This is a genomic window from Microbacterium sp. F2E (assembly GCF_020905435.1).
GTDB lineage: Bacteria > Actinomycetota > Actinomycetes > Actinomycetales > Microbacteriaceae > Microbacterium > Microbacterium lacticum.
Window position 1 is genome coordinate 18,218 of the sequence record NZ_JAJJIB010000019.1, and the last position, 26,117, is coordinate 44,334.

A 26,117-nucleotide genomic window follows, 5' to 3' on the forward strand; every position below is an offset into this window, starting at 1 on the left:
ATGCTGGGGGAGTGCGGGTGACGGAGGCGGCGGAGGCGTATGCGACGCAGCTGTCGAGCGTGCGCCGGCTCTCCCCGGCAACGGTGCGGGCGTATGCCGCCGACCTGCGCGACCTCGTGGCCGTCGCCGGCGACGTCGAGGTGACCGAGGTCGATCTCGAGCTGCTGCGCGATTGGCTGTGGCGGGCGACCGAGCGCGGCGACGCGCGCACGACCATCGCCCGGCGCACGGCCTCGGTGCGCGGGTTCTTCGCCTGGGCGCTCGAGGCGGGGCTCGTCGAGACCGACCCCACCGTGCGGCTCGTCGCCCCCAAGCGCGGACGCGCACTGCCCCACGTCGCTACCGCCGGCACGCTCGACGACGTGCTCGCCGCCGCCTCGGCGCGCGCGGCGGACGGCGACGTGATCGCTTTGCGCGACGCCGCCGTGCTCGAACTGCTCTACGCCGCCGCGCTCCGCGTCGCGGAGCTGTGCGGCGCCGACCGCGACGACCTCGACCGCGGTCGGCACACCATCCGCGTCGTCGGCAAGGGGTCCAAGGAGCGGATCGTGCCCTACGGCGCCGCCGCCGCGCACGCCCTCGACAGCTACCTCACCCGAGCGCGCCCGGCCCTCGCCGCCCGCGGCGCGGGCAGCCCCGCGCTCTTCCTCGGCGCGCGCGGCGGACGGCTCGGCACGCGCGCCGCCTACGACATCGTCTCGCGCGCGCTCGCCCCCGCCGTCGGCGCCGACACCATCGGACCGCACGCGCTGCGCCACTCCGCCGCCACGCATCTGCTCGACGGCGGGGCCGACCTCCGCACCGTGCAGGAGCTCCTCGGCCACGCGAGCCTCGGCACCACTCAGATCTACACGCACGTCTCCTCCGAGAAGCTGACTGCCGCCTACCGGCTCGCCCACCCGCGCGCCTGAGATGCTCGGCCTGCGGCGGGACGACGAGCGCACAGACCGGGTTAGCCTGCTGTGATGAAGAACCGGCACGCCCCGATCACCGTCGCGCTCGCGCTCGCCGCTCTGCTGACCACGGCGTGCACCGACAGTCCCGAGCCGCGCCTCACCGTGCTGCCCACTTCACCGGCCACGTCGTCGGCGACGCCCGGCGTCACGCCCGCCTCGCCCGACGCCTCGGGCGGCACCGGAACCGGCGCCGCCGAGACGGCGGTCGCCTGCGCGGGCGGCACCGCGACGATCGCGGGGGAGGGTGGCGCCTACGTCGTCTCCGGTGACTGCGGGCAGATCGTGGTGCAGGGATCGACGCTGACGGTGCGGCTGGACGGTGCCGGAACCGACGGCACCGCGGGCGGGGCGACCGCCCCGGGCGTCACCGTCCGCGGCGAAGGCAACACGATCACCGCGAGCGAGGTGTCGGCCGTGACGATCGAAGGCCAGGCGAACCGCGTCGACGCGACCCTCGCGGGCAGCGTGACCGTCCGCGGCGACCGCAACACCCTCGCCGTCACGGGCGAGGTAGGGTCGCTCCGCATCACGGGCAACAGCAACACCGTCGACGCGGCGTCCGTCGGCTCCGTCACGGTCGCCGGCGAGAGCAACACCTATCCCGGGTCCTGACGCCGCCGGTCTCAGCAACAGGGCAGCAGCACGGCCCGCGGCACACTTCCGAGCAGCAGCATCGGGTTGATGTACTCGCCGTGCCGGCGCACTCCGAAGTGCACCGCGCCGAACGGGGTGTGGCCCCCGGAATCCGCCACGCCGACGACGTCCCCGGCGGCGACCGCGTCGCCGATCGCGACCCGCGCGGCCGTGCCGAGGGCCACCGGCTCGAGGGTGGTCACGAGACCGTCGCCGTGGTCGATCGTCACGACGCCGCGCCCGGCGACCGCGCCGACGAACGCGATCGTCCCGGCGGCGGGCGCGTGCACCTCGGTGCCGGAGGGTGCGGCGAGATCGATCCCTCGGTGGCCCGGCCCGTACGGATGCGGCGGGGCGACGAACGCGGCGACGATGCGCGGCGGTTCGACCGGCCACTGCCAGCCCGCGAGCGCCGGCTCCGTCGCCGCGACGAACGCCTCCGAAGGCGACGACGGCGGAGCGGCGGTGGATGCCGAGGCCGCCGCCGGCGCCGCGACGAGCAGCGCGACCACGACGACCGCGTGCAGCGCCCCGCGCGCGGGGTGGCGAGACCGCCGGGCTCCTCGTGGATTCACCCCCTCACTGTCCCGCCGTCGCCGGAGGGATGCGCGGGCATTCGGCGGATCTGTGGACGGATCCGCGGATCGACGCGCTGGGGAGGAGGCGCCGAGCAGGAAGTGCTGGGGAGGGGCGCCCGCCGATGACCCGCCGCAGAGGGCGCCGGCTGATACACTGGAAGTCGCACCCCGCTCGTCGGGGTGACTACGCGTGCCCAGAGCGCGTGCCGGATCACATCCGGTCGCGTGGCATCCACACCCTGAGGTCTCACCGCTCCGGCGGGGAGCGGGTGTGCGCCGGGCACCAGGAGCATCGGCCGACCGGCCGAGCATGAACCCAGAACAAAGGAGAACGGCCATGGCCGTCGTCACCATTCGCCAGCTGCTCGACAGCGGCGTGCACTTCGGACACCAGACCCGCCGGTGGAACCCGAAAGTCAAGCGCTTCATTCTGACGGAGCGCTCCGGCATCCACATCATCGACCTGCAGCAGTCGCTCGGCTACATCGACAAGGCGTACGAGTACGTCCGCGAGACCGTCGCCCACGGCGGCACGGTCCTGTTCGTCGGCACCAAGAAGCAGGCCCAGGAAGTCATCGCCGAGCAGGCGACGCGCGTCGGCCAGCCCTACGTTAACCAGCGCTGGCTCGGTGGCCTCCTCACCAACTTCCAGACGGTGTCCAAGCGCCTCGCGCGCATGAAGGAGCTCGAGGAGCTCGACTTCGACAACCCCGCCGACTCGGGCTTCACCAAGAAGGAGCTCCTCCTCAAGAAGCGCGAGCTCGACAAGCTGCACAAGTCGCTCGGCGGCATCCGCAACCTGCAGAAGACGCCCTCGGCGATCTGGGTCGTCGACGCCAAGCGCGAGCACCTCGCCATCGACGAGGCCAAGAAGCTCGGCATCCCCGTGATCGGCATCCTCGACACGAACGCCGACCCCGACGAGTTCCAGTTCCCGATCCCGGGCAATGACGACGCGATCCGCTCGGTGGGCCTGCTCACCCGCATCATCGCCGACGCCGCCGCCGAGGGCCTCATCCAGCGCCACAACCCGACCGACGAGGCCACCGAGGCCGAGCCGCTCGCCGACTGGGAGCGCGAGCTGCTCGAGCAGGGCTCGGCCGACCAGTCGTCGGCGAACACCGTCGAGGTCGCTGACGTGACCGAGGCCGCGGCCGAAGAGGCCGAGGTCGTCGAGAACGTCGCCGAGGTCGAGACCATCGCCACCGAGTCGGCCACCGACGAGGCGGGCGCCGAGGCGAAGGCCGAAGGCGAGGCCGCGGCCGTCGCCGCCGAGTAAGGCTCACACCCCTTTCCCGGTGCGGGATCGTCGCCCTGCGTGGCGATCCCGCACCGGCATCCACTCACCACGATTCAAGGAGCCACCACCCATGGCAAACTTCACCATCGCCGACATCAAGACGCTGCGCGAGCAGCTGGGCACGGGCATGGTCGACACCAAGAAGGCGCTCGAGGAGGCCGACGGCGACCTCGAGAAGGCCGTTGAGATCCTGCGCCTGAAGGGCGCGAAGGGCAACGCCAAGCGCGCCGACCGGTCGACCAGCGAAGGCCTCGTGACCGCGGTCGCCCACGGCGACAAGGTCACCATCATCGAGCTGAACACCGAGACCGACTTCGTCGCGAAGAACGAGCGCTTCATCGCGCTCGCCGACAAGGTGCTCGAGGCGGCCGCCGCCGTCGACGCCGACTCGGTCGAGGCGGCCCTCGCCGCCCCCGCCGGCGACCAGACCGTCGCAGAGCTGATCTCCGACGAGGCCGCCATCATCGGCGAGAAGGTGGAACTGCGTCGCGTGCGCACGCTCTCGGGCGACAAGTTCGAGATCTACCTGCACAAGACCAGCAAGGACCTGCCCCCGCAGGTCGGCGTGGTGCTCGTCTACACGGGCGACGACGCCGAGACCGCGCGCTCGATCGCGCAGCACATCTCGTTCGCCAACCCCACCTACCTCTCGCGTGACGACGTTCCCGCGGACGAGGTCGAGAAGGAGCGCGAGATCGTCACCGAGATCTCCCGCAACGAGGGCAAGCCCGAGGCCGCCCTGCCGAAGATCGTCGAGGGCCGCGTGAACGCGTTCTTCAAGCAGGTCGCCCTGCTCGACCAGGACTACGCGAAGGACAACAAGCTGTCCGTCGCGAAGGTCGCTGACGACGCCGGGATCACGATCACCGACTTCGCCCGCTTCAAGGTCGGCGCGTAAGTCGCTTCCGGGGGTCCGCATTCGCGAGGATGCGGACCCCTTTCCCATGCCTGCTTCGATAGTCTGCATCCCGACGAGAGGAACACCCCGTGATCGATGAGAACACCGGACGCCGCCGCGTCTTGCTGAAGCTGTCCGGAGAGGCGTTCGGGGGCGGCCAGCTCGGCGTCAACCCCGACATCGTCGGACAGATCGCGCGAGAGATCGCCGCGGCGGTCGACCGCGTCGAGGTCGCGATCGTCGTCGGCGGGGGCAACTTCTTCCGCGGCGCCGAGCTCAGCCAGCGCGGCATGGACCGCGGGCGCGCCGACTACATGGGCATGCTCGGCACCGTCATGAACGCTCTCGCCCTGCAGGACTTCCTCGAGCAGGCGGGTGCCGCCACGCGCGTGCAGTCCGCGATCTCGATGACCCAGGTCGCCGAGCCGTACATCCCGCGCCGTGCCGAGCGGCACCTCGAGAAGGGCCGCGTCGTGATCTTCGGCGCTGGGGCGGGCCTGCCCTACTTCTCCACCGACACCGTCGCCGCCCAGCGCGCCCTCGAGATCGGCGCCGACGAGGTGCTCGTCGCCAAGAACGGCGTCGACGGCGTGTACACGGCCGATCCGAACAAGGATGCCTCGGCCACCAAGATCGACGAGATCACCTACCAGGACGCCCTGCAGCGCGGTCTCAAGGTCGTCGACTCGACCGCCTTCAGCCTCTGCATGGACAACGGCATCGATATGCGCGTGTTCGGCATGGAGCCGGCCGGCAATGTGACCCGCGCGCTCCTGGGCGAGCGGATCGGCACGCTCGTCACCGTCTGAGCGGCGCCACCTCCCCGCACTAGACTTTCCCCGACGCAACAACGAATGGAGTGACCGTGATCGCCGAGACCCTGGCCGACACGTCCGCACGCATGGACCGCGCTGTCGAGGCCGCGAAGGACGACTTCGCGACCGTGCGCACGGGACGCGCCAACCCCCAGCTGTTCCAGAAGGTGATGGTCGACTACTACGGCTCTCCCACGCCGCTGTCGCAGCTCGCCTCGCTGAACGCCCCCGAGGCGCGCACGCTCGTCGTCACGCCGTACGACAAGTCGGCGCTGAAAGCGATCGAGCAGGCGATCCGCGACATCCCGAACCTCGGCGTGAACCCCACCAACGACGGCAACATCGTGCGGGTCACGATGCCCGAGCTCACCGCCGAGCGCCGCAAGGAGTACGTCAAGCTCGTCCGCACGAAGGGCGAGGACGCGAAGGTGCACCTGCGGGGCATCCGCCGCAAGGCCAAGGACGAACTGGATGCCTTGAAGAGCGACGTCGGCGAGGACGACCTCGTGCGCGCCGAGAAGGAGCTCGACCAGATCACCCGCGCGCACGTCGACGAGATCGACGAGGCACTCAAGCGCAAAGAGGCTGAACTTCTCGAGGTGTGAGGCGATGACCGATCCCTCCGGCGAACCCGCCGCGGGCGAGGACACCCCCCTCAGCCGGGGGGAGGCCCGTCGGCAGGCCGACAACTCCTCGGCGTTCCACGATCACGTGCGCGCGGCGCGCAGCGAATTCGAGCAGCAGTTCGATCGCGCCCGCGCGGATTTCGAGCAGGTGCAGGACCGCATCAACGAGCGCACCGGCCGGAACCTCCTCATGGCGATCCTCATCGGCCTCGCCGTGGGCGCGGTGGTGCTCGCCTCGCTGCTGTTCGTGAAGTGGTTGTTTCTCATCTTCGCCCTGCTGGTGTGCCTGCTCGGCGTGTTCGAGTTCGCCCGGGCGCTGGAGGCCGCAGGACGCCGGATCGACGTCGTGCCGCAGCTGGTCGCCGGGGCCATCATCATGCTGTCGGGGTTCTTCCTCGGCCACTGGACGCACTGGGTGATCACCTTCGCGTGCGTCGCCGCCGTGATCGTGTGGCGGATGCTCGCGCAGATGGCCGCCCGTGATGGGCGCCGCTACGGCGATGTGCTCACCGACATCCTCGTCACCGGCTTCGTGCCGCTGTACCTGCCCTTCCTCGCCTCGCTCGCCCTCGTGCTGCTGCGCCAGGACCAGGGTGAGCTGTGGGTGCTCGGCATGCTCATCGTCGTCGTCGCGGCCGACACGGGCGCCTACGCGAGCGGGCTGGCCTTCGGCTCGCACCCGATGGCCCCGCGGATCAGCCCGAAGAAGACCTGGGAGGGCTTCGCCGGGGGAGCCCTCGCCACGACGATCGCGGCCGTGCTCTACACGATGTTCGTGCTGCGGGCGCCGTGGTGGGTCGGCCTCGTCTTCGGCGTCGTGATCCTCGGCTGCGCGACGGTGGGCGATCTCGGCGAGTCGATGATCAAGCGCGACCTGGGCATCAAGGACATGAGCTCGTGGCTGCCCGGACACGGCGGCGTGCTCGACCGTCTCGACTCGATCCTCCCCTCCGCCGGCGCCGCGCTGGCGCTGTATTTCCTGTTCTCTCCCCTGGTGGGCTTGGTGGGTGCATGACCGTTCAGACCGCGACCGAAACCGTCCCCTTCCCGCGCGCCACGGGCCGCCAGAAGGGCTACCGCGCCGAGGACGTCGACGCGTTCCTCGTGCGTGCCCGGGCGGCGTTCGAGTCACCCGATCAGACCGATGTCGACGCGACCACCGTGCGCACGGTGGCGTTCCCGCTCGTCCGGCACGGCTACCAGATCGCCGCCGTCGACGCGGCCCTCGGCCGGATCGAGGATGCCTTCGCGGCGCGCGAGCGTGAGCACGCGCTCGGCCGGGCCGGTGCCCGCGCCTGGGTGGGTCAGTCGCGCAAGCTCGCGCAGGAGGTGCTCGACCGGCTGACACGGCCCAAGCGGCACCGTTTCCGCCGGGTCGGGCTGCTGCGCTACGGCTACCGCATCGACGAGGTGGACCTCGTCGCCGACAAGATCGCCCGGTTCCTCGAGGACGGCGAGCCCGTCACCGTCGACCAGGTGCGGTCCGTCGCGTTCCGCATGCAGCGCCGCGGTTACAGCGAGGCGCAGGTCGACGCGGTGCTCGACGCCGTCGTCGAGGTGATGCTCGCCGTCGTGTGACGGGGCCGATAGACTCGTCGCACTGTGACTTCCGACGCCGAGCTGACACCCGCGGCCGACCCGACGAGTTCGCCGCCCGCCCTGCGCAGCACTGCCCTGCGCAGCACGCCCGCGCGCACGGCTGCGCCCGCGCCGCGCTGGTCGCGGCGCCGCGGCGTCATGAGCGTCTTCGCTCTGTTCGCGGTCGCGGCCTTCGGTGTCGCCTACATCGGTCCGCTGAGCGCGTCGACCACGCAGGCCGAGGCCGCCGAGCTCGACCCGCTCTCGCTCTACGCCGGCACCATCGCCGACGCCCAGTCGTACCTGGCGCGCAGCGACCAGAGCGTGTCGCTCGGCCGAGACGGCATGGTCTACACGGTCTACGTCGCGCCGAAGCCGACGCCCACGCCGACACCGACGGCTGTCGAAGAGTCCTCGACGGCATCGGCCGCATGGACCCCGCCCTTCGTCTCGCCCGACCCGGGCACCGCCCAGGCGGTCGCCTACTCGATGGTGCAGGAGCGCGGCTGGGGCGACGAGGAGTTCGCGTGCCTCGTGGCGCTGTGGAGCAAGGAGTCGGGCTGGCGGGTCAACGCCTACAACTCCGGCAGCGGTGCCTACGGCATCCCGCAGGCCCTCCCGGGCAACAAGATGGCCTCCGCCGGCGCCGACTGGGAGACGAACCCGGCGACCCAGGTCGCGTGGGGCCTCGGCTACATCTCCGGCCGCTACGGCACCCCGTGCGGCGCGTGGGGGCATTCGCAGTCAAGCGGCTGGTACTGATCGGATGCCTCGCGCGAACCGTCGTCGTCGCGAGCCCGAAGACGACTCGCTCGGCCGCCTTCTGGCCGGCTGGAAGCGCACCGAGACGCGCCGCGGCGTCACCTGGACGGTGCAGCCTGTGAGCGCCGCGTCGGCGCAGAAGACCTACACCTGCCCCGGATGCGGGCGGGACGTCAGCCCCGGTGTCGCGCACGTGGTGGTGTGGCGCGCCGATGGCGTGCTGGGCGACGCCGCTGACCTCGCCGCGCGTCGGCACTGGCACACGAACTGCTGGAGGATCGGCTGACATGGAGATCCGCGGACCGGTGCTGCTGCCGGCACGGCGCGAAGAGATCGAGCTGCACACGCTCGACGACCTGACGCTCGTCGGCGAGCTCGCCCTGCCCGAGCGCGGCGACCCCGTCGCGACGCTCGTGACCCTGCATCCGCTGCCCACCGCGGGCGGGTTCATGGACTCGCACATCCTCCGCAAGGCGGCGGCGCGCCTGCCCGCCCTCGCCGATCTCGCTGTGCTCCGCTTCAACACCCGCGGCACCACCTCGCCGCGCGGCACGAGCGAGGGCGCCTTCGACGGGGGTCAGGCGGAGGCTTTCGACGTCGCCGCCGCGATGGACCTGGTGCGCGAGCGTGCGCTGCCCCGGCCCTGGCTCGTGGGCTGGTCGTTCGGCACGGAGCTCGCCCTGAAGTACGGCAGGGACCACGACGTCGAAGGCGTCATCCTGCTCTCGCCGCCGCTGCACCGGGCCACCGACGAGGAGGTCGCGGCGTGGGCGGGCGACGGGCGGCGGATGGTCGTCGTCGTGCCCGAGTTCGACGACTATCTGCGCCCCGACGAGGCGCGCGAGCGCTTCGCGGCGGTGCCGCAGGCGACGGTGATCGCCGTCGAGGGCGGCAAGCACCTGTGGGTGGGGGAGAGTCAGACCCGGCGGGTGCTCACCGAGATCGTCGCGGCCGTGAACCCCGACGCTCTGCCGCTGCCGACCGACTGGGACGGCGACGCGTAGGGCTCCTGCTCAGCAGCGGCTCAGCCGCCGCTCAGCGCTCGTTCTGCCGCGGGACGATCACCTGTCGGTAGATGATGAGGATGCTCGCCGCCACCGGGATCGCGACGAGCGCGCCGAGCAGACCCAGCAGCGAACCGCCGGCGAGGGCCGCGATGACGACCACGGCGCCCGGCACCGAGACGGCGCGGTTCATGATGCGCGGGGAGAGGATGTACGCCTCGACCTGCATGTAGATCGCGTAGTAGATGAGGGCCACGAGAGCGGTCAGCGGCGACCCGAGCCCCGGGATGAGGCAGGTGAGCACGATGATCGTCGAGCCGGTGAGCGTACCCACGAGCGGGATGAGCGAGAAGAAGAACGCGATGACCGCGAGGACCGCGGGGAAGGGCGCGCCGATGATCGTCAGGAAGATCGCGCTCAGCACGCCGTTGATGACGCCGAGGGTGACCTGCCCCATGACGTAGTAGCCGACAGAAGCGGTGATCTGGTCGGCGAGGTCGACGAACCGGGCGCGCTTGGAGGCGGGCACGAGCTGGGCGACGGCGAGCTTGAGGCTCGGGGTCGATGCCGTGAAGTAGATCGTCAGGATGAGCACGATGAGCGCGCCGGTGAACCCGGCGATGATGCCGGCGCCGATGCCGAGGATCGTGTTGCCGGCGGCCGAGCCGATCTGCCCGAAGTCGAGCGTGTTGTACCAGTCGGAGATGTAGCCGAACACCTTGTCGACGTCGAGTGCGGGGAAGGTGGCGTGCAACCACGCGCTGAACTCGTCGACCGGGTTCCACGACCCGTTGACGATGCGCTCCACGAGCCCCTGGATCTGCGTGACCAGCTGCGAGATCTGACCGACGAGCACGGGGATGACGATGAGGATGATCCCGGCGAACACCGCGAGCACCACGGCGAACGTGATCAGCAGCGCCGCCCAGCGAGGGAGCCCCTTGCGCTCGAGCCACGACACGGCCGGGTCGAGACCCAGCGCGAGGAAGAGGGCGGTGCCGACGTAGAGCAGGATCGTGGACAGCGACTGCACGCTCATGATGATCAGCATGCCGACGCCCACGCCGAGCGTGGCGATCACGGCGGTGCGGAACGGCTGGTGCAGCTTCACGCGGACTCCTCGGAATGGCGGTTCGGTGCTCAGACTACGCACGTTAGCGGCGCGGGCGTGTTCCCACGCGGGGCTGGACAGCCTCCCGGTCCACGCTCAGGTCGATTTCGCTAGTCTGGAACGTCGAGTGCGTGCTCCCGGACCCCGCCGTGGAGCGCAGGGAGGTGTGATTCGTGCGTTTCGTGTGGGCTGTGGCCGCTTTCGTGCTGGCTGCTCTCATGATCGGTGCGGGCATCGCCCAGCGCACGATCTTCGAAGGTCCGAAGTCGCAGAGCCAGGCGATCGAGGTCGCTGGCGACGCGCCGTACGTGCTGATCGACGGCTCGGTGCTCACGAGTCACGACGGCTCGCAGAACCTGCGCGTGCAGGGCGACGGCACGATCTTCGCCGCCTACGCCCGCACCGCCGACATGAAGGCGTGGCTCGCGCGCGCCGACTACACCGAGGTCGGTGTCGACGATGGCGCGATCACGTCGTCATCCATCGCCGCCGCCGACCCGCCCGCGGCCGACGCCGCCCCGCTCACCCCGGTCGGCTCCGACCTGTGGCTCGACGAGTTCCAGCAGAAGGACGTGCTCATCACGCCGCTGCAGTTGCCCGCCGACATGAGCCTGCTGGTCGCCACCGACGGCGTTGAGCCCGCTCCGCGTTCGCTGAGCCTGACGTGGCCGGTGCGGTCGTCGACGCCGTGGGCCGGTCCGCTGATCGTCGGCGGATCGATCCTGCTCGTGGTCGGTCTCGTCCTCTACGTGCTCGGCGTGCGGCACGCGCGCCGCTCGCGCGGGCCCCGCCGCAAGGGTGTGCCGCTCCCGGTCACCGAGCCGATCGACCTCTCCGTCGAAGGGTCCGAGAAGGGCGTCATCAGCGCCACGCCCGCGCGTCGTAGGCTCACCCGGGGGAAGAAGTCGTTCGTGGCCCTCCCGCTCGTCGCGGCGGGTGCGCTGCTGATCACCGGGTGCACTCCGGATGCCTGGCCGCAGCCGGCGGCGAGCCCGACACCTTCGGCGAGCGCGAGCGTCGTCGTGCCCGACGATCAGGGCAGCCCCGTGGTGACCGAGACGCAGGCCGAGCGGATCGTCGGTCGCATCTCGACCGCGGTCGCCGCCGCCGACGAGGCGCGCGACGCCACCGCCGCCTCCGTCCGCCTCGCCGGCACCGCCCTGGCCGTCCGGGAGACCAACTACACGCTCCGCGGCGCGATCGCCGACGAGCCGGCTGTTCCGGCCATTCCGAGCGGCGACCTGCAGGTGATCCTGCCCGAGGCGAACGACGAGTGGCCGCGCACCTTCTTCGCCGTCGCCGCGGGGGGAACCGAGGGCGACGCCGAGTCGGCCGACCAGATCCTGAGCGTCTCGCAGCAGGACCCGTGGTCGCCGTACCAGCTCACCTCGATCGCGACGCTCACCTCGGACACCGAGCTGAACCTCGCCCCCGCCTACGTCGGCGCGATCCCGATCCCGGCCGATTCGCCGTTCCTTGCGATCGCTCCCGATGGACTCGCCGCCGCGTACGCCGACGTGCTGACGAAGGGGACCGGCAGCGAGTATGCGGCGCTGTTCGACTCCGCCGACGACGCGTTCCAGGCGCAGCTCGACGCCAACCGCACGCAGCGCCTCAACGACTTCAACCAGACCGGCGCGCAGACCGGGTCTCTGACCTTCGCGGCGACCGCGGGGACGCAGAAGCCGGTCGCCCTCGCAACCCTCGACTCCGGCGCGATCGTCGCCGTGACGGTCGACGACATCGACACGGTCGTGCCGACCAACACCGACGCGGTGATCAAGGTCGACAACAACCCCATCGTGCAGACGCTCACCGGTGTGACGCAGTCGGCGACCGGGTTCACGACGACGTATGCGAACCAGCTGTTCTTCTTCGTCCCGTCTCAGAGCTCCAAGGAGCGCATCAGCCTCCTCGGGTACTCGTCCAACATCCTCCAATCGAAGGTGGTCGGCTGATGAGCGATCCCCGTCCGGGTGCCGTGCTGCGCGGCGCCGTCGACCTGTCGGCCCTGCGCTCGCGCGCCGCGGCTCCCGCCTCCCCGACCGGCCACGCGCCGGCATCCGGCAGCCCCTCCCTCGTCTTCGACGTGACCGACGCGACGTTCGGTCAGGTGCTCGAGCTCTCCCGCACCGTGCCGGTCGTCGTCGACCTCTGGGCGGAGTGGTGCGGGCCGTGCAAGCAGCTGAGCCCCGTGCTCGAGAAGGTCGTCACCGAGCTCGACGGGCGCCTCGTGCTCGCGAAGGTCGACGTCGACGCGAACCCGCAGCTCGCGCAGGGCTTCCGCGCGCAGTCGATCCCGATGGTCGTCGCGCTCGTCGCCGGCCAGCCCGTGCCGCTGTTCACCGGTGCCGTGCCCGAAGAGCAGGTGCGTGAGGTGTTCGGCCAGCTGCTGCAGCTGGCGGCCCAACAGGGTGTGACGGGTGTCGTCCCGCGCGGCGAGGGCGGAGAGGCGTATGCCTCGGCATCCGAGCCCGACGAGCCGGCGCTGCCGCCGCTGCATCAGGAGGCGTTCGACGCGATCGAAGCGGGCGACTACGCCCGCGCCGTGACGGCGTACGAGGCGGCGCTGGCCGAGAACCCCCGCGACGACCAGGCCCGTGCGGGTCTCGGCCAGGTGCGACTGCTCGACCGCGTGCAGCACCTCGATCTGCAGGAGGCGCGCGCCGCCGCGGCCGCCGCGCCGCGCGATGTCGACGCGCAGTTCGCCGTCGCCGACCTCGACCTGGCCGGCGGCCACGTCGATGACGCGTTCGAGCGTCTGCTGGATCTGTTCGCCGAGCTTCCCGCCGACGAGCGCGCTCCCGTGCGCGAGCGCCTGCTGGAGCTCTTCGGGCTCGTCGGCGACGCCGATGCGCGGGTCATCCGCGCGCGCGGGCGCCTCGCGAGCCTGCTGTTCTGACGCGTGTGCTGACGCGCCGGCCGCGCTGCTGAGGCGCCGCCGGCGCCTCCGACCCGGCCGGGCGCCGTGTCAGCCGGCCGACTTGCCGAGCCAGAGCACGCCGAGCGGCGGCAGCACCATCGTGGCGCGACCGTTCTCGTCGGCGTGCACGACGCCGAGGTTGCCGACGCCCGACCCGCCGTACTGCTGCGCGTCGGAGTTCAGCAGCTCCGTCCACTCGCCCGCGGCGGGCAGGTCGAGCGCGTAGTCCTCGATCGGCGTACCGGAGAAATTGCAGATGATCGCGACCGTGTTGCCGTGGTGGTCGACCCGTGAGAACGCGATGACGTTCGGGTTCCAGCTCGGTTCACCGAGGCGCCGGAAGGCGGCGCCGTCGCTGTCGCGCGACCAGAGCGGGGCCTGCTCGCGGTAGACGCGGTTCATCGCGCCGACGAAGTCGAGCAGCTGCCGGTGCGGCGGCTGATCCAGCATCCACCAGTCGAGACCCCGGCTCTCCGACCATTCCGAGAGCTGGCCGAAATCCTGCCCCATGAACAGCAGCTGCTTGCCGGGGTGCCCCCACATGTAGGCGAGGAAGGCGCGGACGTTCGCGAGCTTCTGCCAGTGGTCGCCCGGCATGCGGGTGATCAGGGTGCCCTTGCCGTGCACGACCTCGTCGTGGCTGATCGGCAGCACGAAGCGCTCACTGAAGGCGTAGACGAACGAGAACGACAGCTCGCCCTCGTGGTGTGCGCGGTACATCGGGTCGCGCTGGAAGTAGACGAGCGTGTCGTTCATCCAGCCCATGTTCCACTTGAACCCGAAGCCGAGGCCGCCCTCGCTGGTCGGCGCCGTCACGCCGGGGTAGCTCGTCGACTCCTCGGCGATCATCGCGATGCCGGGGTAGCGCTTGTAGGCGGTGCCGTTGACCTCCTGCAGGAACCGGATCGCCTCGAGGTTCTCCCGGCCGCCGTAGATGTTCGGCTCCCACTCGCCCTCGTTGCGCGAGTAGTCGAGATAGAGCATGGATGCCACGGCGTCGACGCGCAGTCCGTCGACGTGGAACTCCTCGAACCAGTACAGCGCGTTCGCGACGAGGAAGTTCCGCACCTCGTTGCGGCCGTAGTCGAAGATCAGCGTGCCCCAGTCCTTGTGCTCGCCGCGGCGGGGGTCGGGGTGCTCGTAGAGCGGTTCGCCGTCGAAGCGGGCGAGCGCGAAGGCATCCTTCGGGAAATGCCCCGGCACCCAGTCCATGATGACGCCGAAGCCCGCCTGGTGGAGCCGATCGATGAGGTAGCGGAGGTCGTCGGGCGTGCCGAACCGGCTCGTCGGCGCGTAGTAGCCCGAGACCTGGTACCCCCACGAGCCGCCGAACGGGTGCTCGGCGAGCGGCAGGAACTCGACGTGCGTGTAGCCCACCTCGGTCAGGTAGTCGATGAGGGGCTGCGCCGCGTCGCGGTAGCCGAGGCCCGGGCGCCACGAGCCGAGATGCAGTTCGTAGGTCGACATCGGCTGGTCGGTGGGCGAGCGGCGCGCTCGCGCGGCCATCCACTCGTCGTCGCCCCACGTGTACGACGACTCGGTGACGACCGACGCCGTCGCCGGCGGCACCTCCGCCCACTGGGCCATCGGGTCGGCCTTCAGGATCCAGCCGTCGTGCGGAGTGAGGATCTCGTATTTGTACGTCGTTCCCGCGGCGAGCCCCGGGACGAACAGCTCCCACACGCCGGTCGAGCCGAGGCTGCGCATCGCGTGCGAGCGGCCGTCCCAGCCGTTGAAGTCGCCGACGACCCGCACGGCGCGGGCGTGGGGGGCCCAGACGGCGAACGAGACGCCGGTCACCCCGGTGAAGTGCCGCACATGGGCGCCGAGGACGTTCCAGAGCTCTTCGTGGCGGCCCTCACCGATCAGGTACTGGTCCACCTCGCCGAGCGTCGGCAGGTGCCGGTACGGGTCGTCGCTGCGGAAGTCGGGGCCGCCGTCGTAGGTCGCGACGAGCTCGTAGGCGGCGGGCTGGCTCGGCGTGCGACCCTCCCAGACGCCGCCGCGCACGTGCTGCAGCGGCACCTCGCCGCCGTCGGCGGTGATCGCCGTGACGGTCTTCGCCATCGGACGGCGGGCGCGGATCGCCCACGACCCGTCCGCGAGCGGGTGCGGGCCGAGCACGTCGTGCGGGGCGTGGTACGCACCCGCCGCGACGGCGTCCCAGACGGATTCGGGAACGTTCTCGACGACGGTGCTCATGGGCGCTTCCTCACGTGCAGGATGTGGACGGGCTCGACGAATGCGTCGAGGCGGACGAAGGCATCCTGATTCCAGGTCCACACGGCACCGGTGATGAGGTCTTCGACCTCGTACTCCCAGCCTCGGGGCACGCCCCACACGGTGGTGTCGAGGTGCACCATCGTCTGGCGCATCGAGTGGGGATCGACGTTCGCGACGACGATGATCGTGTCGGACTCTCCGGATGCGGTGAGGGCGCCGTCGATGTGCTTGCTGTAGACGAGGATGGCGTCGTCGTCGCTCCAGTGGACCTTCAGCCCCCGCAGCTGGCGGAGCGCCGGGTGCTGCCGGCGGATCTCGTTGAGGCGCCGCAGGTACGGGGCGAGCGAGTCGCCGTCCGCCTCCGCCTGCTCCCACTCGCGGAACTTGAACTCGTACTTCTCGTTGTCGATGTTCTCTTCGGAGCCCGGCCGTGCGACGTTCTCGTACAGCTCGTACCCGGCGTAGACGCCGTAGGTGGCGCCGCCGGTCGCGGCGATGGCGGCGCGGATCTTGTACGCCGGGCGACCGCCGTACTGCAGATACTCGGTGAGGATGTCGTGCGTGTTGACGAAGAGGTTCGGGCGCATGAAGTCGGCGGTCTCGTCGGAGATCGACTGCAGGAACTCCTCGAGCTCCGCCTTCGTGTTGCGCCACGTGAAGTACGAGTAGCTCTGCTGGAAGCCGGCCATCGCGAGGCTCCGCATGACGGCGGGCCGGGTGAACGCTTCGGAGAGGAAGATCACGTCCGGATCGTCGGCGTTCACCGTCGCGATGAGCCACTCCCAGAACTGCAGCGGCTTCGTGTGCGGATTGTCGACGCGGAAGATCTTGACGCCCTGCGCGATCCAGTGCCGCACGATCCGCAGCATCTCGGCGTAGATGCCGGCCGGGTCGATGTCGAAGTTGAGCGGGTAGATGTCCTGGTACTTCTTCGGCGGGTTCTCGGCGTACGCGATCGACCCGTCGGGCAGGGTCGTGAACCATTCCGGGTGCTCGGTGACCCAGGGGTGGTCGGGTGCCGCCTGCAGGGCGAGGTCGAGGGCGACCTCGAGGCCTTGCGCCTGCGCCTGCCGGACGAACCAGCGGAAGTCGGCGGGCGAGCCGAGCTCGGGCAGGATCGCGTCGTGGCCGCCCTCGACGGCGCCGATCGCATAGGGGGACCCGGGGTCGCCGGGCTGCGCGTCGAGAGTGTTGTTGCGACCCTTGCGGTTGATGCGGCCGATCGGGTGGATGGGCGGCAGGTAGACGACGTCGAACCCCATCCCGGCGACACCGGGCAGGCGCTGCGCGGCGGTTCGGAACGTGCCGCTTCTGACGGTGCCGTCCTTCCGGCGCTTCGCTCCCTCGGACCGCGGGAAGAACTCGTACCAGGCGCCGACGCCGGCTCGCTCGCGTTCGACGAGCAGTTCCAGGTCGGGGCCGACGGTGAGCAGGGAGCGCAGCGGACGTTCACGGAAGAAGGCGGCGAGCTCCGGGTCGCGGACGACGGCGAGGGCATCGTCGTCCGAGGCATCCCCATCGCGCAGCGTCGCCGCCGCGGCGATCAGGGCGCGGATCTGCGCGGCCCCGCGGTCTTTCTGCGTCGCCGCCTCGGTGAACAGGCGCGCACCGATCTCGCGCATGAGCGCCGTGTCGACGCCGGCGGCGATCTTGAGATCGGCGGCGTGCTGCCAGGTCGCGACGTCGTCGGCGAATGCCTCGAAGCGGAAGGTCCACACGCCCTGCTCGATCGGGGCGACGACGGTGCGCCACCGGTCGAAGCCGTCGCGCAGCGGCTCGAGGCGGTGCAGGCTCTCGGCCCCCGACGGCGAGGTGAGGCGCACGTGCACGCCGATGAGGTCGTGTCCCTCGCGGAATGCGGTCACCTGGAACGGCACCGCTTCGCCCGAGAACGCCGACGGGCGGAACCGAGGGTCAGGCGGCGCTGGGCGGGGCGAGGACAGCGGAATGCGCCCGATGCGGGTTCCGGCATCGGTCTGCGTCGGCTCGGCAGGGCGCAGCGGAATCTGCGAGCCGCTGCGCAGAACGGGCACGGCGCCGCCTTCGGCGGGCTGCGGCCTGCGCGGACCGGAAGCGGACGTTCTCGTTGTCGTGGCCACGTCTCGAACCTACCGTCGCCCTCCGCTTCGCGGAACCTGCCGCTCCGGGGAGCGTGCCCCTCCGTTCGGCGTCGTCTTCGGAATCACGGGTCCATCCGGAACAGGTGCAGCGCCGTGCCCGGCAGCGGCACGACTGAGCCGGGGGCGACTGCGGCCTCCGTGTCGTCGGGACGCTCGGGCACGCTCGACCACAGGGACGTGTAGGCGGAGACGCCGTCGACACGGGGGAGGGTGACTTCGACGGGGCGCTCGTTGCCGTGCACGATCAGAAGGATCCGATTCGGCGCCTCGGTCTCGGGCGTTGAGGCGGCCACGTACTGCAGGGTCCGGTGCGCGGGGTTCGTCCACCGCTCGGGTGACATCGTGTCGCCGTGCTCGTCGTACCAGTCGATCACCGAGGCGCTCGGCACCGTGCGGTCGGCGTGCGCGAACCGGCGGGGACGGAGGGCCGGGTTCTCGTGCCGCAACTGCACCAGACGGCGGACGTGGGCGAGCAGGTCGTCCTGCCAGGGCGCGTGCTGCCAGTCGAGCCACGTGAGCGGCGAGTCGTGGCAGTACGCGTTGTTGTTGCCGCGCTGCGTGCGGCCGAACTCGTCGCCCGCCGTCAGCATCGGCACGCCCGCCGACAGCAGCAGCGTTCCGATGAGGTTCCGCATGGCCTTCCGCCGGGTGGCCAGGATGACCGGATCGCCCGTCGGCCCCTCGGCGCCGTGGTTGAACGACCGGTTGGTGTCGGCGCCGTCGCGGTTCTGCTCGCCGTTGCCCATGTTGTGCTTGACGTCGTACGAGACGAGGTCGCGCAGCGTGAACCCGTCGTGCGCCGTGATGAAGTTGACGCTCGCGAGCGGCCCGCGCTCGTCGCTGAATGTGTTCGACGACCCTGCGAGGCGGGTCGCGAACCCGCCGGCACCGACGGGAGGCGTTGAGGCGCGACGGGTGTAGTCGACATCGCTCAGCCAGAAGTTTCGCACCCGATCGCGGTAGCGGTCGTTCCACTCGCTCCACCCGGTGCCGAAGCCGCCCGTCTGCCAGCCGCCGAACCCGACGTCCCAGGGCTCGGCGATCATCTTCAGGCCCGCCAGACGCGGGTCTTCGACGATCGCCCGCAGCAGGGGATGGTTCGCGTCGAACGCGTGGTCGGCCCCGCGCCCGAGCGTCGGGGCGAGGTCGAAGCGGAACCCGTCGACGCCGACGGTGTGCGCCCAGTAGACGAGCGAGTCGAAGACGAGGCGCGCCGCGGCATCCGTCGATGTGTCGACCGCGTTGCCGCAGCCGGTGACGTCGACGTAGCTGCCGTCGTCGTGCTGGCGGTAGTACCCGGCGTTGTCGATGCCGCGGAAGCTCGACCGGGGGCCGCCGATGCTGAGCTCGGCGGTGTGGTTGTAGACGACGTCGAGGATCACCTCGATGCCGGCGGCGTGCAGGCCGCGCACCATCTGCTGTACTTCGCGCAGCACGGCTTGCGGTCCTTCCTCGCGCGCGGCGGCCGTCGCGTAGGCGCCGTGCGGGGCGAAGAAGCCGACCGTGTTGTAGCCCCAGTAGTTCGTGAGCCCCTGGGAGAGCAGCCGCGGCTCGGTCTCGAACGCGTGGATCGGCAGCAGCTCGACGGCGGTCACGCCGAGCGTCGTCAGGTGCTCGATCATGGCGGGGTGGGCGACGCCGGCGTAGGTTCCGTGCAGCGCCGGCGGAACACCGGGATGCCTCTTGGTGAGGCCCCTCACGTGCGCCTCGTAGATCACCGTGCGGTCGAGCGGTGTCTCGGGGCGCCCGGCGGGGGGCGCGGCCGGCGAGGAGTCGATGACGACCGAGCGCCACTGTCCGGGTCTCGCCGGCACGATCGCGCGGGCGTACGGGTCGAGAAGCAGCGACTCCTTGTTGAAGGTGTTGCGGGGGCCCGCGGGACCGTCGACGCGAAGCGCGTAGTGGGTGCCGAGGGCGAGCTCGGGCGTCGTCACCTGCCAGACGTCGCCCCCGGTGGGAGTGAGGGGGACGATCGCGGTGATCCAGTCGAGGTCGGTGTCGTCGAACACGACGAGTTCGACGCTCGACGCTGTGCCCGACCACACGCGCAGCGTGCCGCCGCCGGGGCCGAGGGTGACGCCGAGATCGTCGTAGACGGGGTCGAGGAAGGACGGCTTCGGGCTGGGCATGCGCTCTACAGTAGTGAGGATGATCTACCTCGATCACGCGGCTTCGACGCCGCTGCGGCCCGCCGCGCGCGATGCCTGGATCGCCGCGACCGCCGAGGTCGGCAACGCGTCGTCGGTGCACGGGTCGGGGCAGGCCGCCCGGAGGGTGCTCGAAGACGCCCGCGAAGAGGTCGCGGCCCGCCTCGACTGCCAGCCGATCGAGGTCGTGTTCACCGGCGGCGGCACCGAGTCGATCAATCTCGCCCTGAAAGGCCTCTGGTGGGAGCGGCCGGGGAATACCGGCGCCATCGTGCTGCCCGACGGTGAGCACCACGCGACCCTCGACACGGCCGCCTGGCTCGCGACGCAGGGCGCCGTGGTTCGACCGGTCGGTCTCGACGCGGTCGGCCGGATCGCCCCGGCGAGCTTCGCCGAGGCGATGGGATCGGATGCCGAGGCGGCGGCGCTCGCGACGGCTCTCGTCGTCAACAACGAGGTGGGGACGGTGCAGGATGCCGCGGCGCTCGCCGCCGCGGCGGCCGAGGCCCGGGTGCCGCTGCACCTCGACGCGGTCGGCGCGGTCGCGCATGTGCCCGTCTCGTTCGCGGGGTGGCGGGGCGATGCCCGCGGTGCGTCCGGGCTCGTCGCGCTGAGTCTGTCGGGCCACAAGTTCGGCGCGCCCGTCGGCACGGGCGCGCTCGTCGTGTCGCGGCATGCCGCGCTCGCGCCGCTGCTCCACGGCGGCGGCCAGCAGCGCGGGCTCCGCTCGGGGACGCCCGACGTCGCCGGCGCCGTGGCGCTCGCCGCCGCGCTCGCCGAGGCATCCGACGAGCTCGCCTCCGAAGGTGCGCGACTGCGCGCCCTCGCCGACCGGCTGATCGCTGGCATCCGTGCCGCGATTCCCGCGGCGGAGCTCCTCGGCGACCCGGTCGGTCGGGTTCCCGGCAACGTGCACGTGCTCTTTCCGGGGGCGGCGGGGGAGTCGATGCTCTTCCTGCTCGACCAGGCGGGCATCTCGGTGTCGATCGGCTCGGCCTGCCAAGCGGGCGTCGCTGAGCCCTCGCACGTCGTGCTCGCGCTCGGTCGCGACGAGCGCGCCGCGCGCTCCGTGCTGCGCATGACCCTCGGCGTCACCTCGACCGATGCCGACGTCGACGCGGTGCTCGCGGCGCTTCCCGAGGCGTACGCCCGGGCATCCGGATCCCGCACAGCCGACCGCTCGTAGACTGAACGCATGCGGATCCTGGCGGCGATGAGCGGTGGTGTCGACTCGGCGGTCGCCGCGGCGCGCGCCGTCGAGGCGGGCCACGAGGTCGTCGGCGTGCACCTCGCGCTCTCGCGCGCGGGCGGTACGCTGCGCACCGGCAGCCGCGGCTGCTGCACGATCGAAGACGCGATGGATGCCCGGCGGGCCGCCGATCTCCTCGGCATCCCGTTCTACGTGTGGGACTTCTCCGAGCGGTTCCGTGACGACGTGATCGACGACTTCGTCGCCGAGTACCGCGCGGGCCGGACGCCGAACCCGTGCATGCGCTGCAACGAGAAGATCAAGTTCGCCGCGCTGCTCGAGCGCGCGATCGAGCTCGGCTTCGACGCCGTGTGCACGGGCCACTACGCGACGCTCGTCGACGGGCCGGACGGGCGCGAGCTGCACCGCGCGAGCGACGACGCGAAGGACCAGTCGTACGTGCTCGGCGTGCTCACCGCCGAGCAGCTCGCGCACACGTACTTCCCGCTCGGGCAGACGCCGTCGAAGGCGATCGTGCGCGCGGAAGCCGCGGCGCGCGGGCTGACCGTTGCGCAGAAGCCCGACAGCCACGACATCTGCTTCATCCCCGACGGCGACACGCGCGGATGGCTGGCCGACAAGGTCGGCGTCGCCCAGGGCGACATCGTCGACCGCACCGGCGCCGTCGTCGGCAGCCACGAGGGCGCGCACGGCTACACCGTGGGTCAGCGCCGCGGGCTCTCGCTCGGGGTGCCCGCCGCCGACGGCAAGCCGCGCTTCGTGCTCGAGGTGCGGCCGGTCTCGAACACCGTCGTCGTCGGCCCGCGGGAGGCGCTCGCGACCGCCGAGATCGCCGGCGGGCGGTTCAGCTGGGCGGGGCGCGCTCCGGCATCCGGTGACTTCCCCTGCCACGTGCAGATCCGCGCGCACGCCGATCCTGTGCCCGCGCGGGCGGTGCTGACGGATGCCGGGGTCACCGTCACCCCCGAGTCGCCCTTCGACGGGGTCGCGCCCGGCCAGACAGCAGTGCTGTACGACGGCACGCGCGTGATCGGCCAGTTCACGATCGACACGACGGTGTCGGCGGTGCCCGTTCCCGCCTGACCCGTCGGGTGCGTGGCGGTCGCCTCGCGCCGGTGCTCGCTGCGGCGTCCGCGGCGTCGGCGCGCTGGGTGACCCACGGATGTCGGAGCCGGTTCGTAGACTGGGCCGGTGGCACAGACTTCCGATTCCGACCTCACCCTCGCGCAGGCACGAGACGAGGTGGAGCGCCTGACCGAGCAGATCGTCGGCGCGCGCGATGCCTACTACGGGCGTGACGCCGAGATCGTCGACGACGCGACGTACGACGGATGGATGCGGCGGCTCGAAGAGCTCGAGGCGCGCTATCCCGAGCTGCAGGGTCAGGACTCGCCCACGCTCGTCGTCGGGGCCGCCGAGTCGTCGATGTTCGCTCCCGTCGAGCATGCCGAGCGGATGCTGAGCCTCGACAACGTGTTCAGCCCGGAAGAGCTCGCCGAGTGGTGCGCGAAGACCCAGGCATCCGCCGGGCGCGCGGTGCAGTGGCTGCTCGAGCTGAAGATCGACGGGCTCGCGATCAGCCTGCGCTACGAGCACGGGGTGCTCGTCTCCGCCGCCACGCGCGGTGACGGCCGCGTGGGCGAAGACGTGACGGTGAACGCCGTGCAGGTCGCCGGCATCCCGACGAGGCTCGCCGGATCGGGGCATCCTGCGCTCGTCGAGGTGCGCGGAGAGGTCTATATTCCCGTCGCGGCATTCGACGAGCTGAACGCTCTGCAGGCGGCGATGCGCGAGCGTGTGGTGGCCGAGATGCGCGGACGCGGGGTCGACGAGGAACGCGCCGACCGGAGCGCGGCGCGGCGTTTCCCCGCGTTCGCGAACCCGCGCAACGCCGCGAGCGGCGGGCTGCGGCAGCAGCTCGACAAGAAGACGGGGATGGAGCTCGAGGCCGGGCGCGCGCGACTCGACTCGCTGCGCCTGTACGTGCACGGCATCGGGGCGTGGCCCGATCCGCCGGTCGACTCGCAGAGCGAGGTGTACGGGCTGCTGGCATCGTGGGGGCTGCCGACGAGTCCCTACTTCCGCACCACGCACGACATCGACGGGGTGCTCGACTACGTCGCGCACTACGGCGAGCACCGCCACGACGTCGAGCACGAGATCGACGGTGTCGTGGTGAAGGTCGACGAGCTCGCGCTGCACGATGAGCTGGGTGCGACGAGCCGCGCGCCGCGGTGGGCGATCGCCTACAAGTACCCGCCCGAGCAGGTCAACACGAAGCTGCTCGACATCGTGGTCTCGGTGGGGCGCACGGGTCGTGCGACGCCGTTCGCGGTGATGGAGCCGGCGCTCGTCGCCGGTTCGGTGGTGCGGCAGGCGACGCTGCACAACCAGGAGGTCGTGAAGGCGAAGGGCCTGCTGATCGGCGACACGGTCGTGCTGCGGAAGGCCGGAGATGTGATCCCGGAGGTGCTCGGCCCGGTGGTCGAGCTGCGCGACGGCACCGAGCGGGCGTTCGTCATGCCGACGAACTGCCCGTCGTGCGGCGCCGTGCTCGCGCCCTCGAAGGAGGGCGACATCGATCTGCGGTGCCCGAACACGCGGTCGTGCCCCGCGCAGGTGCGGGGGCGGGTGGAGCACATCGGCTCGCGGGGCGCGCTCGACATCGAGGCGCTCGGCGAGGTGACCGCTGCCGCGCTGACCCAGCCGTCGGTGCCGGAGACGCCGCCGCTCGTGACCGAGGCGGGGCTGTTCGAGCTGACGCTCGACGAGCTCGTGCCGATCGAGGTGATCGTGCGCGACGGTGAGACCGGCGAGGAGAAGATCGACGAGAAGACCGGTGAGCCGGTGCGGCGGGCGCCGTTCCGGCGGAACCCCAGCGCGGCGCAGAAGAAGGAGGGACTCACCGGCCCGCAGCCGTCGGCGCAGGCCGTGACGCTCCTCGCGGAGCTCGAGAAGGCGAAGACGAAGGACCTGTGGCGTTTCCTGGTCGCGCTCAGCATTCGGCACGTCGGACCGGTGGCGGCGCGTGCGCTCGCGCAGTGGTTCGGCTCGCTCGAGGCGATCCGGTCCGCCTCGCGGGATGAGCTGGCCGCCGTCGACGGCGTCGGCGGGATCATCGCAGACTCGCTGCTGGAGTGGTTCGAGGTCGACTGGCATCGGGAGATCGTCGATCGGTGGCAGGCCGCCGGCGCGCGTCTCGAGATCCCCGGCCACCCGGGACCGGGCGCGGCAGTCGCCGCGGGCGGGGTGCTGGACGGTATGACGGTCGTCGCGACCGGGTCGCTCGAGGGCTACACCCGCGAGGGCGCGCAGGAGGCGATTCTCGCCGCCGGCGGCAAGGCCGCGTCGAGCGTCTCGAAGAAGACCGACTTCGTCGCGGCGGGCCCGGGAGCCGGTTCGAAGCTCGGCAAGGCCGAAGAGCTCGGCATCCGCATCATCGACGCGGCGCAGTTCAAGATCCTCGTCGAGCAGGGCCCCGCCGCGCTCGACGCGCTCGACCCCGACGCGGGCTAGGGCGGGCTGGCGGCGATCGGTTTTCGGGTGGGGAGGGGAGTCATGGACGATCCGTTCGACCTCGCCTACCCGTTCACCGGGAGATGGCTCGTGCAGAACAGTCCGGCGGATCGCCTTCCGCGTCATGGCACGGAGCTGTTCGCGTCGGCGTATGCCATCGATTTCGTTCCGGTCGCGGCGAACGGTCGTACGGCGCCCGTCACGCGGAGCGCGCTGATCGGGACAGAGCCGCCGGAGCGGTTCCCGGGGTTCGGTCGGGACATCCTTGCGCCCGTCGACGGAGTCGTCGTAGTGGCGTACGGAAGCGAGAGCGACCATGCGGCCTACCGTGGGCTTCGGTCGCTCGGCTACGCGGCGACGCAGGGGCGCCGGGCGACCGCCGGTTGGCGGGCGCTCGCGGGCAACCACGTGCTGATCGAGAGTCGCGGGACATTCGTCGCGCTGTGCCACCTGCAGCAGAACAGCGTGCAGGTGCGTGCGGGGCAGACGATGACAGTCGGCGATCCGATAGGCCGGTGCGGGAACTCGGGGAACAGCACCGAGCCCCACGTCCACATCCAAGCGGGAGACAGCGCCGACTTCGATAGAGCCGAGGCCGTGCCGATCACCTTCGCCGGGTCGTTGCCGGCCAACCGGCAGATCGTCGATCTTTAGCTCGGCGGGGGTTGGGAGTGTCGTCGGTCCGGCGCGCTCGGCCCGACGGGCACAGGGTGGTCGGGGGACAGAGACGCTATGCCGCCCGAGGGGTGACTGCAATGTCTGACCCCCTCCATACACTCGAAGATATGGACGAGTACTCGGGGTCGATGGGCAGCGACGCAGACGTCGCCGCTTTGGTGTCGATCGTGGGTGAGGTCGAGGGGGCGGCTGCGGTGGTGCGGGCCGGGCAGGTCGCGGAGGTGCGTGCGCTCGCGGCGGCGGGTCAACTCGCCGCGCGGCAGGCGGCGGGGTCTCCGGCGGCTGTGCGGGCGCACGATATGGCGTTGCGGTCGGTCGCGGCCGAGCTCGGCGGGGTGTTGCGGGTGACGGATCGGACCGTGCAGTCCCGGATCGACGAGGCCCGCGACCTGGTCGAGCATTACGCAGCGACTTTGGCGGCGTGGGAGACCGGTCGGATCACGCGGGGGCATGTTCGGGTGATCACGGATGCCGGGTCGGTGCTGGTCGACGCGTCGCCGGAGCGGCGGGCCGAGTTCGAAGCCGTGGCGATCAGCCGGTGTGAGCGGGATACGCCGAATCGGTTGCGGTCGGAGATCGAGATCCTCGCGGAACGGTTCGCGGAGCGGTCGTTCACCGACCGGCACCGGGATGCGGCGGCGGAGCGGCGGGTGCGGGTTGTGCCGGGCAGCGCGGGGATGTCGGATCTGATCGCGACGCTGCCGACGGTGATCGCCGATGGGATCATCGACCGGCTCACCCAGCAGGCGCAGACGATCGTCGATGCGCGCGAGCCCGGGAACGCGGGCAGCGCGTTCGGCGCACGAGGTGCGGGTGACGCGGCCGGTGCGGGCGACGCCGAGCCGGATCGGCGTCGGATCGATCAGGTCCGCGCCGACGTGTTCTCCGACCTCCTCCTGTCCGGCGCGCCCGCACTCGATCCCACCGCGTCGGGTGACGGTCAAGGGTCGCTGGGTGCGATTCGTGCGCAGGTGCAGGTCATCGTCCCCGCTCTCACTCTTCTCGGTGTCGATGACGGTCCCGCGGACCTCGTCGGTCG

Annotated in this window: 23 protein-coding genes; 18 read left to right on the plus strand and 5 right to left on the minus strand. The window is 71.2% G+C overall.

What is annotated here, in order from left to right:
* Nucleotides 1-11: 11 nt before the first annotated feature.
* Both LOK55_RS12325 and LOK55_RS12330 read left to right on the plus strand, forming a co-directional pair.
* The gene (locus tag LOK55_RS12325) at nt 12-911 is read left to right on the plus strand and encodes a tyrosine-type recombinase/integrase (RefSeq protein WP_229935587.1); all 900 of its coding nucleotides are present in this window, start codon (nt 12-14) and stop codon (nt 909-911) included.
* A 54-nt stretch (nt 912-965) separates the two neighbouring features.
* Entirely contained in the window at nt 966-1,568 is a 603-nt protein-coding gene (locus LOK55_RS12330; protein WP_229935588.1) for a DUF3060 domain-containing protein, read from the plus strand.
* An 11-nt stretch (nt 1,569-1,579) separates the two neighbouring features.
* On the opposite strand, the gene LOK55_RS12335 is transcribed toward LOK55_RS12330, so the two are convergent.
* Nucleotides 1,580-2,164 (minus strand): murein hydrolase activator EnvC, encoded by a 585-nt coding sequence (locus LOK55_RS12335; protein ID WP_229935589.1) that lies wholly within the window; start codon nt 2,162-2,164, stop codon nt 1,580-1,582.
* A 340-nt stretch (nt 2,165-2,504) separates the two neighbouring features.
* On the opposite strand from LOK55_RS12335, the gene rpsB reads away from it, so the two are divergent.
* The 9 genes from rpsB (at nt 2,505) to LOK55_RS12380 (ending at nt 9,150) form a co-directional block, all read left to right on the plus strand.
* A complete protein-coding gene (gene rpsB, locus LOK55_RS12340; RefSeq protein ID WP_229935590.1) occupies nt 2,505-3,446 on the plus strand; it encodes a 30S ribosomal protein S2 in 942 nt (313 codons plus the stop codon).
* A gap of 91 nt (nt 3,447-3,537) precedes the next feature.
* The gene (gene tsf, locus LOK55_RS12345; RefSeq protein WP_141380707.1) at nt 3,538-4,365 is read left to right on the plus strand and encodes a translation elongation factor Ts; all 828 of its coding nucleotides are present in this window, start codon (nt 3,538-3,540) and stop codon (nt 4,363-4,365) included.
* Between the two features lie 89 nt (nt 4,366-4,454).
* Nucleotides 4,455-5,174 carry a UMP kinase gene (gene pyrH, locus LOK55_RS12350; protein ID WP_229935591.1) on the plus strand — a complete coding sequence of 240 codons (720 nt, stop codon included), beginning with the start codon at nt 4,455-4,457 and terminating at the stop codon, nt 5,172-5,174.
* A 56-nt stretch (nt 5,175-5,230) separates the two neighbouring features.
* The gene (gene frr / locus LOK55_RS12355; protein WP_229935604.1) at nt 5,231-5,785 is read left to right on the plus strand and encodes a ribosome recycling factor; all 555 of its coding nucleotides are present in this window, start codon (nt 5,231-5,233) and stop codon (nt 5,783-5,785) included.
* A 4-nt stretch (nt 5,786-5,789) separates the two neighbouring features.
* Nucleotides 5,790-6,821, plus strand: coding sequence for a phosphatidate cytidylyltransferase (locus LOK55_RS12360; RefSeq protein WP_141380709.1), 1,032 nt, complete (start codon nt 5,790-5,792; stop codon nt 6,819-6,821).
* Entirely contained in the window at nt 6,818-7,384 is a 567-nt protein-coding gene (locus tag LOK55_RS12365) for a DivIVA domain-containing protein (RefSeq protein ID WP_141380710.1), read from the plus strand. Before LOK55_RS12360 ends, LOK55_RS12365 begins: the two co-directional genes overlap by 4 nt.
* Nucleotides 7,385-7,408: 24 nt before the next feature.
* Entirely contained in the window at nt 7,409-8,146 is a 738-nt protein-coding gene (locus tag LOK55_RS12370; RefSeq protein ID WP_308066679.1) for a lytic transglycosylase domain-containing protein, read from the plus strand.
* A 4-nt stretch (nt 8,147-8,150) separates the two neighbouring features.
* Complete coding sequence (locus LOK55_RS12375) at nt 8,151-8,432, plus strand: hypothetical protein (protein WP_229935592.1); 282 nt, start codon at nt 8,151-8,153, stop codon at nt 8,430-8,432.
* 1 nt (nt 8,433) lies between these two features.
* A complete protein-coding gene (locus tag LOK55_RS12380) occupies nt 8,434-9,150 on the plus strand; it encodes an alpha/beta hydrolase (RefSeq protein WP_229935593.1) in 717 nt (238 codons plus the stop codon).
* A 31-nt stretch (nt 9,151-9,181) separates the two neighbouring features.
* On the opposite strand, the gene LOK55_RS12385 is transcribed toward LOK55_RS12380, so the two are convergent.
* Nucleotides 9,182-10,261, minus strand: a complete 1,080-nt coding sequence (locus tag LOK55_RS12385; RefSeq protein ID WP_229935594.1) for an AI-2E family transporter — start codon at nt 10,259-10,261, stop codon at nt 9,182-9,184.
* A 173-nt stretch (nt 10,262-10,434) separates the two neighbouring features.
* Between LOK55_RS12385 and LOK55_RS12390 the strand changes: the two genes are divergently transcribed.
* Together LOK55_RS12390 and LOK55_RS12395 are read left to right on the plus strand one after the other, a co-directional pair.
* The gene (locus LOK55_RS12390) at nt 10,435-12,219 is read left to right on the plus strand and encodes a glycosyl transferase (protein WP_229935595.1); all 1,785 of its coding nucleotides are present in this window, start codon (nt 10,435-10,437) and stop codon (nt 12,217-12,219) included.
* Nucleotides 12,219-13,163 (plus strand): tetratricopeptide repeat protein, encoded by a 945-nt coding sequence (locus LOK55_RS12395; RefSeq protein ID WP_229935596.1) that lies wholly within the window; start codon nt 12,219-12,221, stop codon nt 13,161-13,163. Before LOK55_RS12390 ends, LOK55_RS12395 begins: the two co-directional genes overlap by 1 nt.
* Nucleotides 13,164-13,232: 69 nt before the next feature.
* On the opposite strand, the gene glgB is transcribed toward LOK55_RS12395, so the two are convergent.
* The 3 genes from glgB to glgX form a co-directional block, all read right to left on the minus strand.
* Nucleotides 13,233-15,386 (minus strand): 1,4-alpha-glucan branching protein GlgB, encoded by a 2,154-nt coding sequence (gene glgB, locus LOK55_RS12400; RefSeq protein ID WP_229935597.1) that lies wholly within the window; start codon nt 15,384-15,386, stop codon nt 13,233-13,235.
* Nucleotides 15,383-17,440: a maltotransferase domain-containing protein gene (locus LOK55_RS12405; protein ID WP_374107657.1), complete on the minus strand. Its 2,058-nt coding sequence runs from the start codon at nt 17,438-17,440 to the stop codon at nt 15,383-15,385. Before LOK55_RS12405 ends, glgB begins: the two co-directional genes overlap by 4 nt.
* 149 nt (nt 17,441-17,589) lie before the next feature.
* Complete coding sequence (gene glgX / locus LOK55_RS12410) at nt 17,590-19,656, minus strand: glycogen debranching protein GlgX (protein ID WP_229935598.1); 2,067 nt, start codon at nt 19,654-19,656, stop codon at nt 17,590-17,592.
* 19 nt (nt 19,657-19,675) lie between these two features.
* Here glgX and LOK55_RS12415 point away from each other — a divergent pair, with 19 nt between their 5' ends.
* The 5 genes from LOK55_RS12415 to LOK55_RS12435 all read left to right on the plus strand — a co-directional run.
* Nucleotides 19,676-20,860: a cysteine desulfurase family protein gene (locus LOK55_RS12415; protein ID WP_229935599.1), complete on the plus strand. Its 1,185-nt coding sequence runs from the start codon at nt 19,676-19,678 to the stop codon at nt 20,858-20,860.
* Between the two features lie 9 nt (nt 20,861-20,869).
* Nucleotides 20,870-21,967, plus strand: a complete 1,098-nt coding sequence (gene mnmA, locus LOK55_RS12420; RefSeq protein ID WP_229935600.1) for a tRNA 2-thiouridine(34) synthase MnmA — start codon at nt 20,870-20,872, stop codon at nt 21,965-21,967.
* A gap of 108 nt (nt 21,968-22,075) precedes the next feature.
* Nucleotides 22,076-24,400, plus strand: coding sequence for an NAD-dependent DNA ligase LigA (gene ligA, locus LOK55_RS12425; protein WP_229935601.1), 2,325 nt, complete (start codon nt 22,076-22,078; stop codon nt 24,398-24,400).
* A 42-nt stretch (nt 24,401-24,442) separates the two neighbouring features.
* Complete coding sequence (locus LOK55_RS12430) at nt 24,443-25,054, plus strand: M23 family metallopeptidase (protein WP_229935602.1); 612 nt, start codon at nt 24,443-24,445, stop codon at nt 25,052-25,054.
* Nucleotides 25,055-25,185: 131 nt separating this feature from the next.
* The coding region (locus LOK55_RS12435) for a DUF222 domain-containing protein (protein WP_229935603.1) at nt 25,186-26,117 on the plus strand (932 nt) is incomplete at its 3' end.

Bases quoted from the DNA above. Each gene is read 5' to 3' on its own strand.
- LOK55_RS12360 (WP_141380709.1), top strand. From the start codon at position 5,790: ATGACCGATCCCTCCGGCGAACCCGCCGCGGGCGAGGACACCCCCCTC.
- LOK55_RS12365 (WP_141380710.1), top strand. From the start codon at position 6,818: ATGACCGTTCAGACCGCGACCGAAACCGTCCCCTTCCCGCGCGCCACG.
- LOK55_RS12415 (WP_229935599.1), top strand. From the start codon at position 19,676: ATGATCTACCTCGATCACGCGGCTTCGACGCCGCTGCGGCCCGCCGCG.
- glgB (WP_229935597.1), bottom strand. From the start codon at position 15,386: ATGAGCACCGTCGTCGAGAACGTTCCCGAATCCGTCTGGGACGCCGTC.
- mnmA (WP_229935600.1), top strand. From the start codon at position 20,870: ATGCGGATCCTGGCGGCGATGAGCGGTGGTGTCGACTCGGCGGTCGCC.
- tsf (WP_141380707.1), top strand. From the start codon at position 3,538: ATGGCAAACTTCACCATCGCCGACATCAAGACGCTGCGCGAGCAGCTG.
- LOK55_RS12430 (WP_229935602.1), top strand. From the start codon at position 24,443: ATGGACGATCCGTTCGACCTCGCCTACCCGTTCACCGGGAGATGGCTC.
- LOK55_RS12395 (WP_229935596.1), top strand. From the start codon at position 12,219: ATGAGCGATCCCCGTCCGGGTGCCGTGCTGCGCGGCGCCGTCGACCTG.
- glgX (WP_229935598.1), bottom strand. From the start codon at position 19,656: ATGCCCAGCCCGAAGCCGTCCTTCCTCGACCCCGTCTACGACGATCTC.
- LOK55_RS12375 (WP_229935592.1), top strand. From the start codon at position 8,151: ATGCCTCGCGCGAACCGTCGTCGTCGCGAGCCCGAAGACGACTCGCTC.
- LOK55_RS12330 (WP_229935588.1), top strand. From the start codon at position 966: ATGAAGAACCGGCACGCCCCGATCACCGTCGCGCTCGCGCTCGCCGCT.
- LOK55_RS12380 (WP_229935593.1), top strand. From the start codon at position 8,434: ATGGAGATCCGCGGACCGGTGCTGCTGCCGGCACGGCGCGAAGAGATC.
- rpsB (WP_229935590.1), top strand. From the start codon at position 2,505: ATGGCCGTCGTCACCATTCGCCAGCTGCTCGACAGCGGCGTGCACTTC.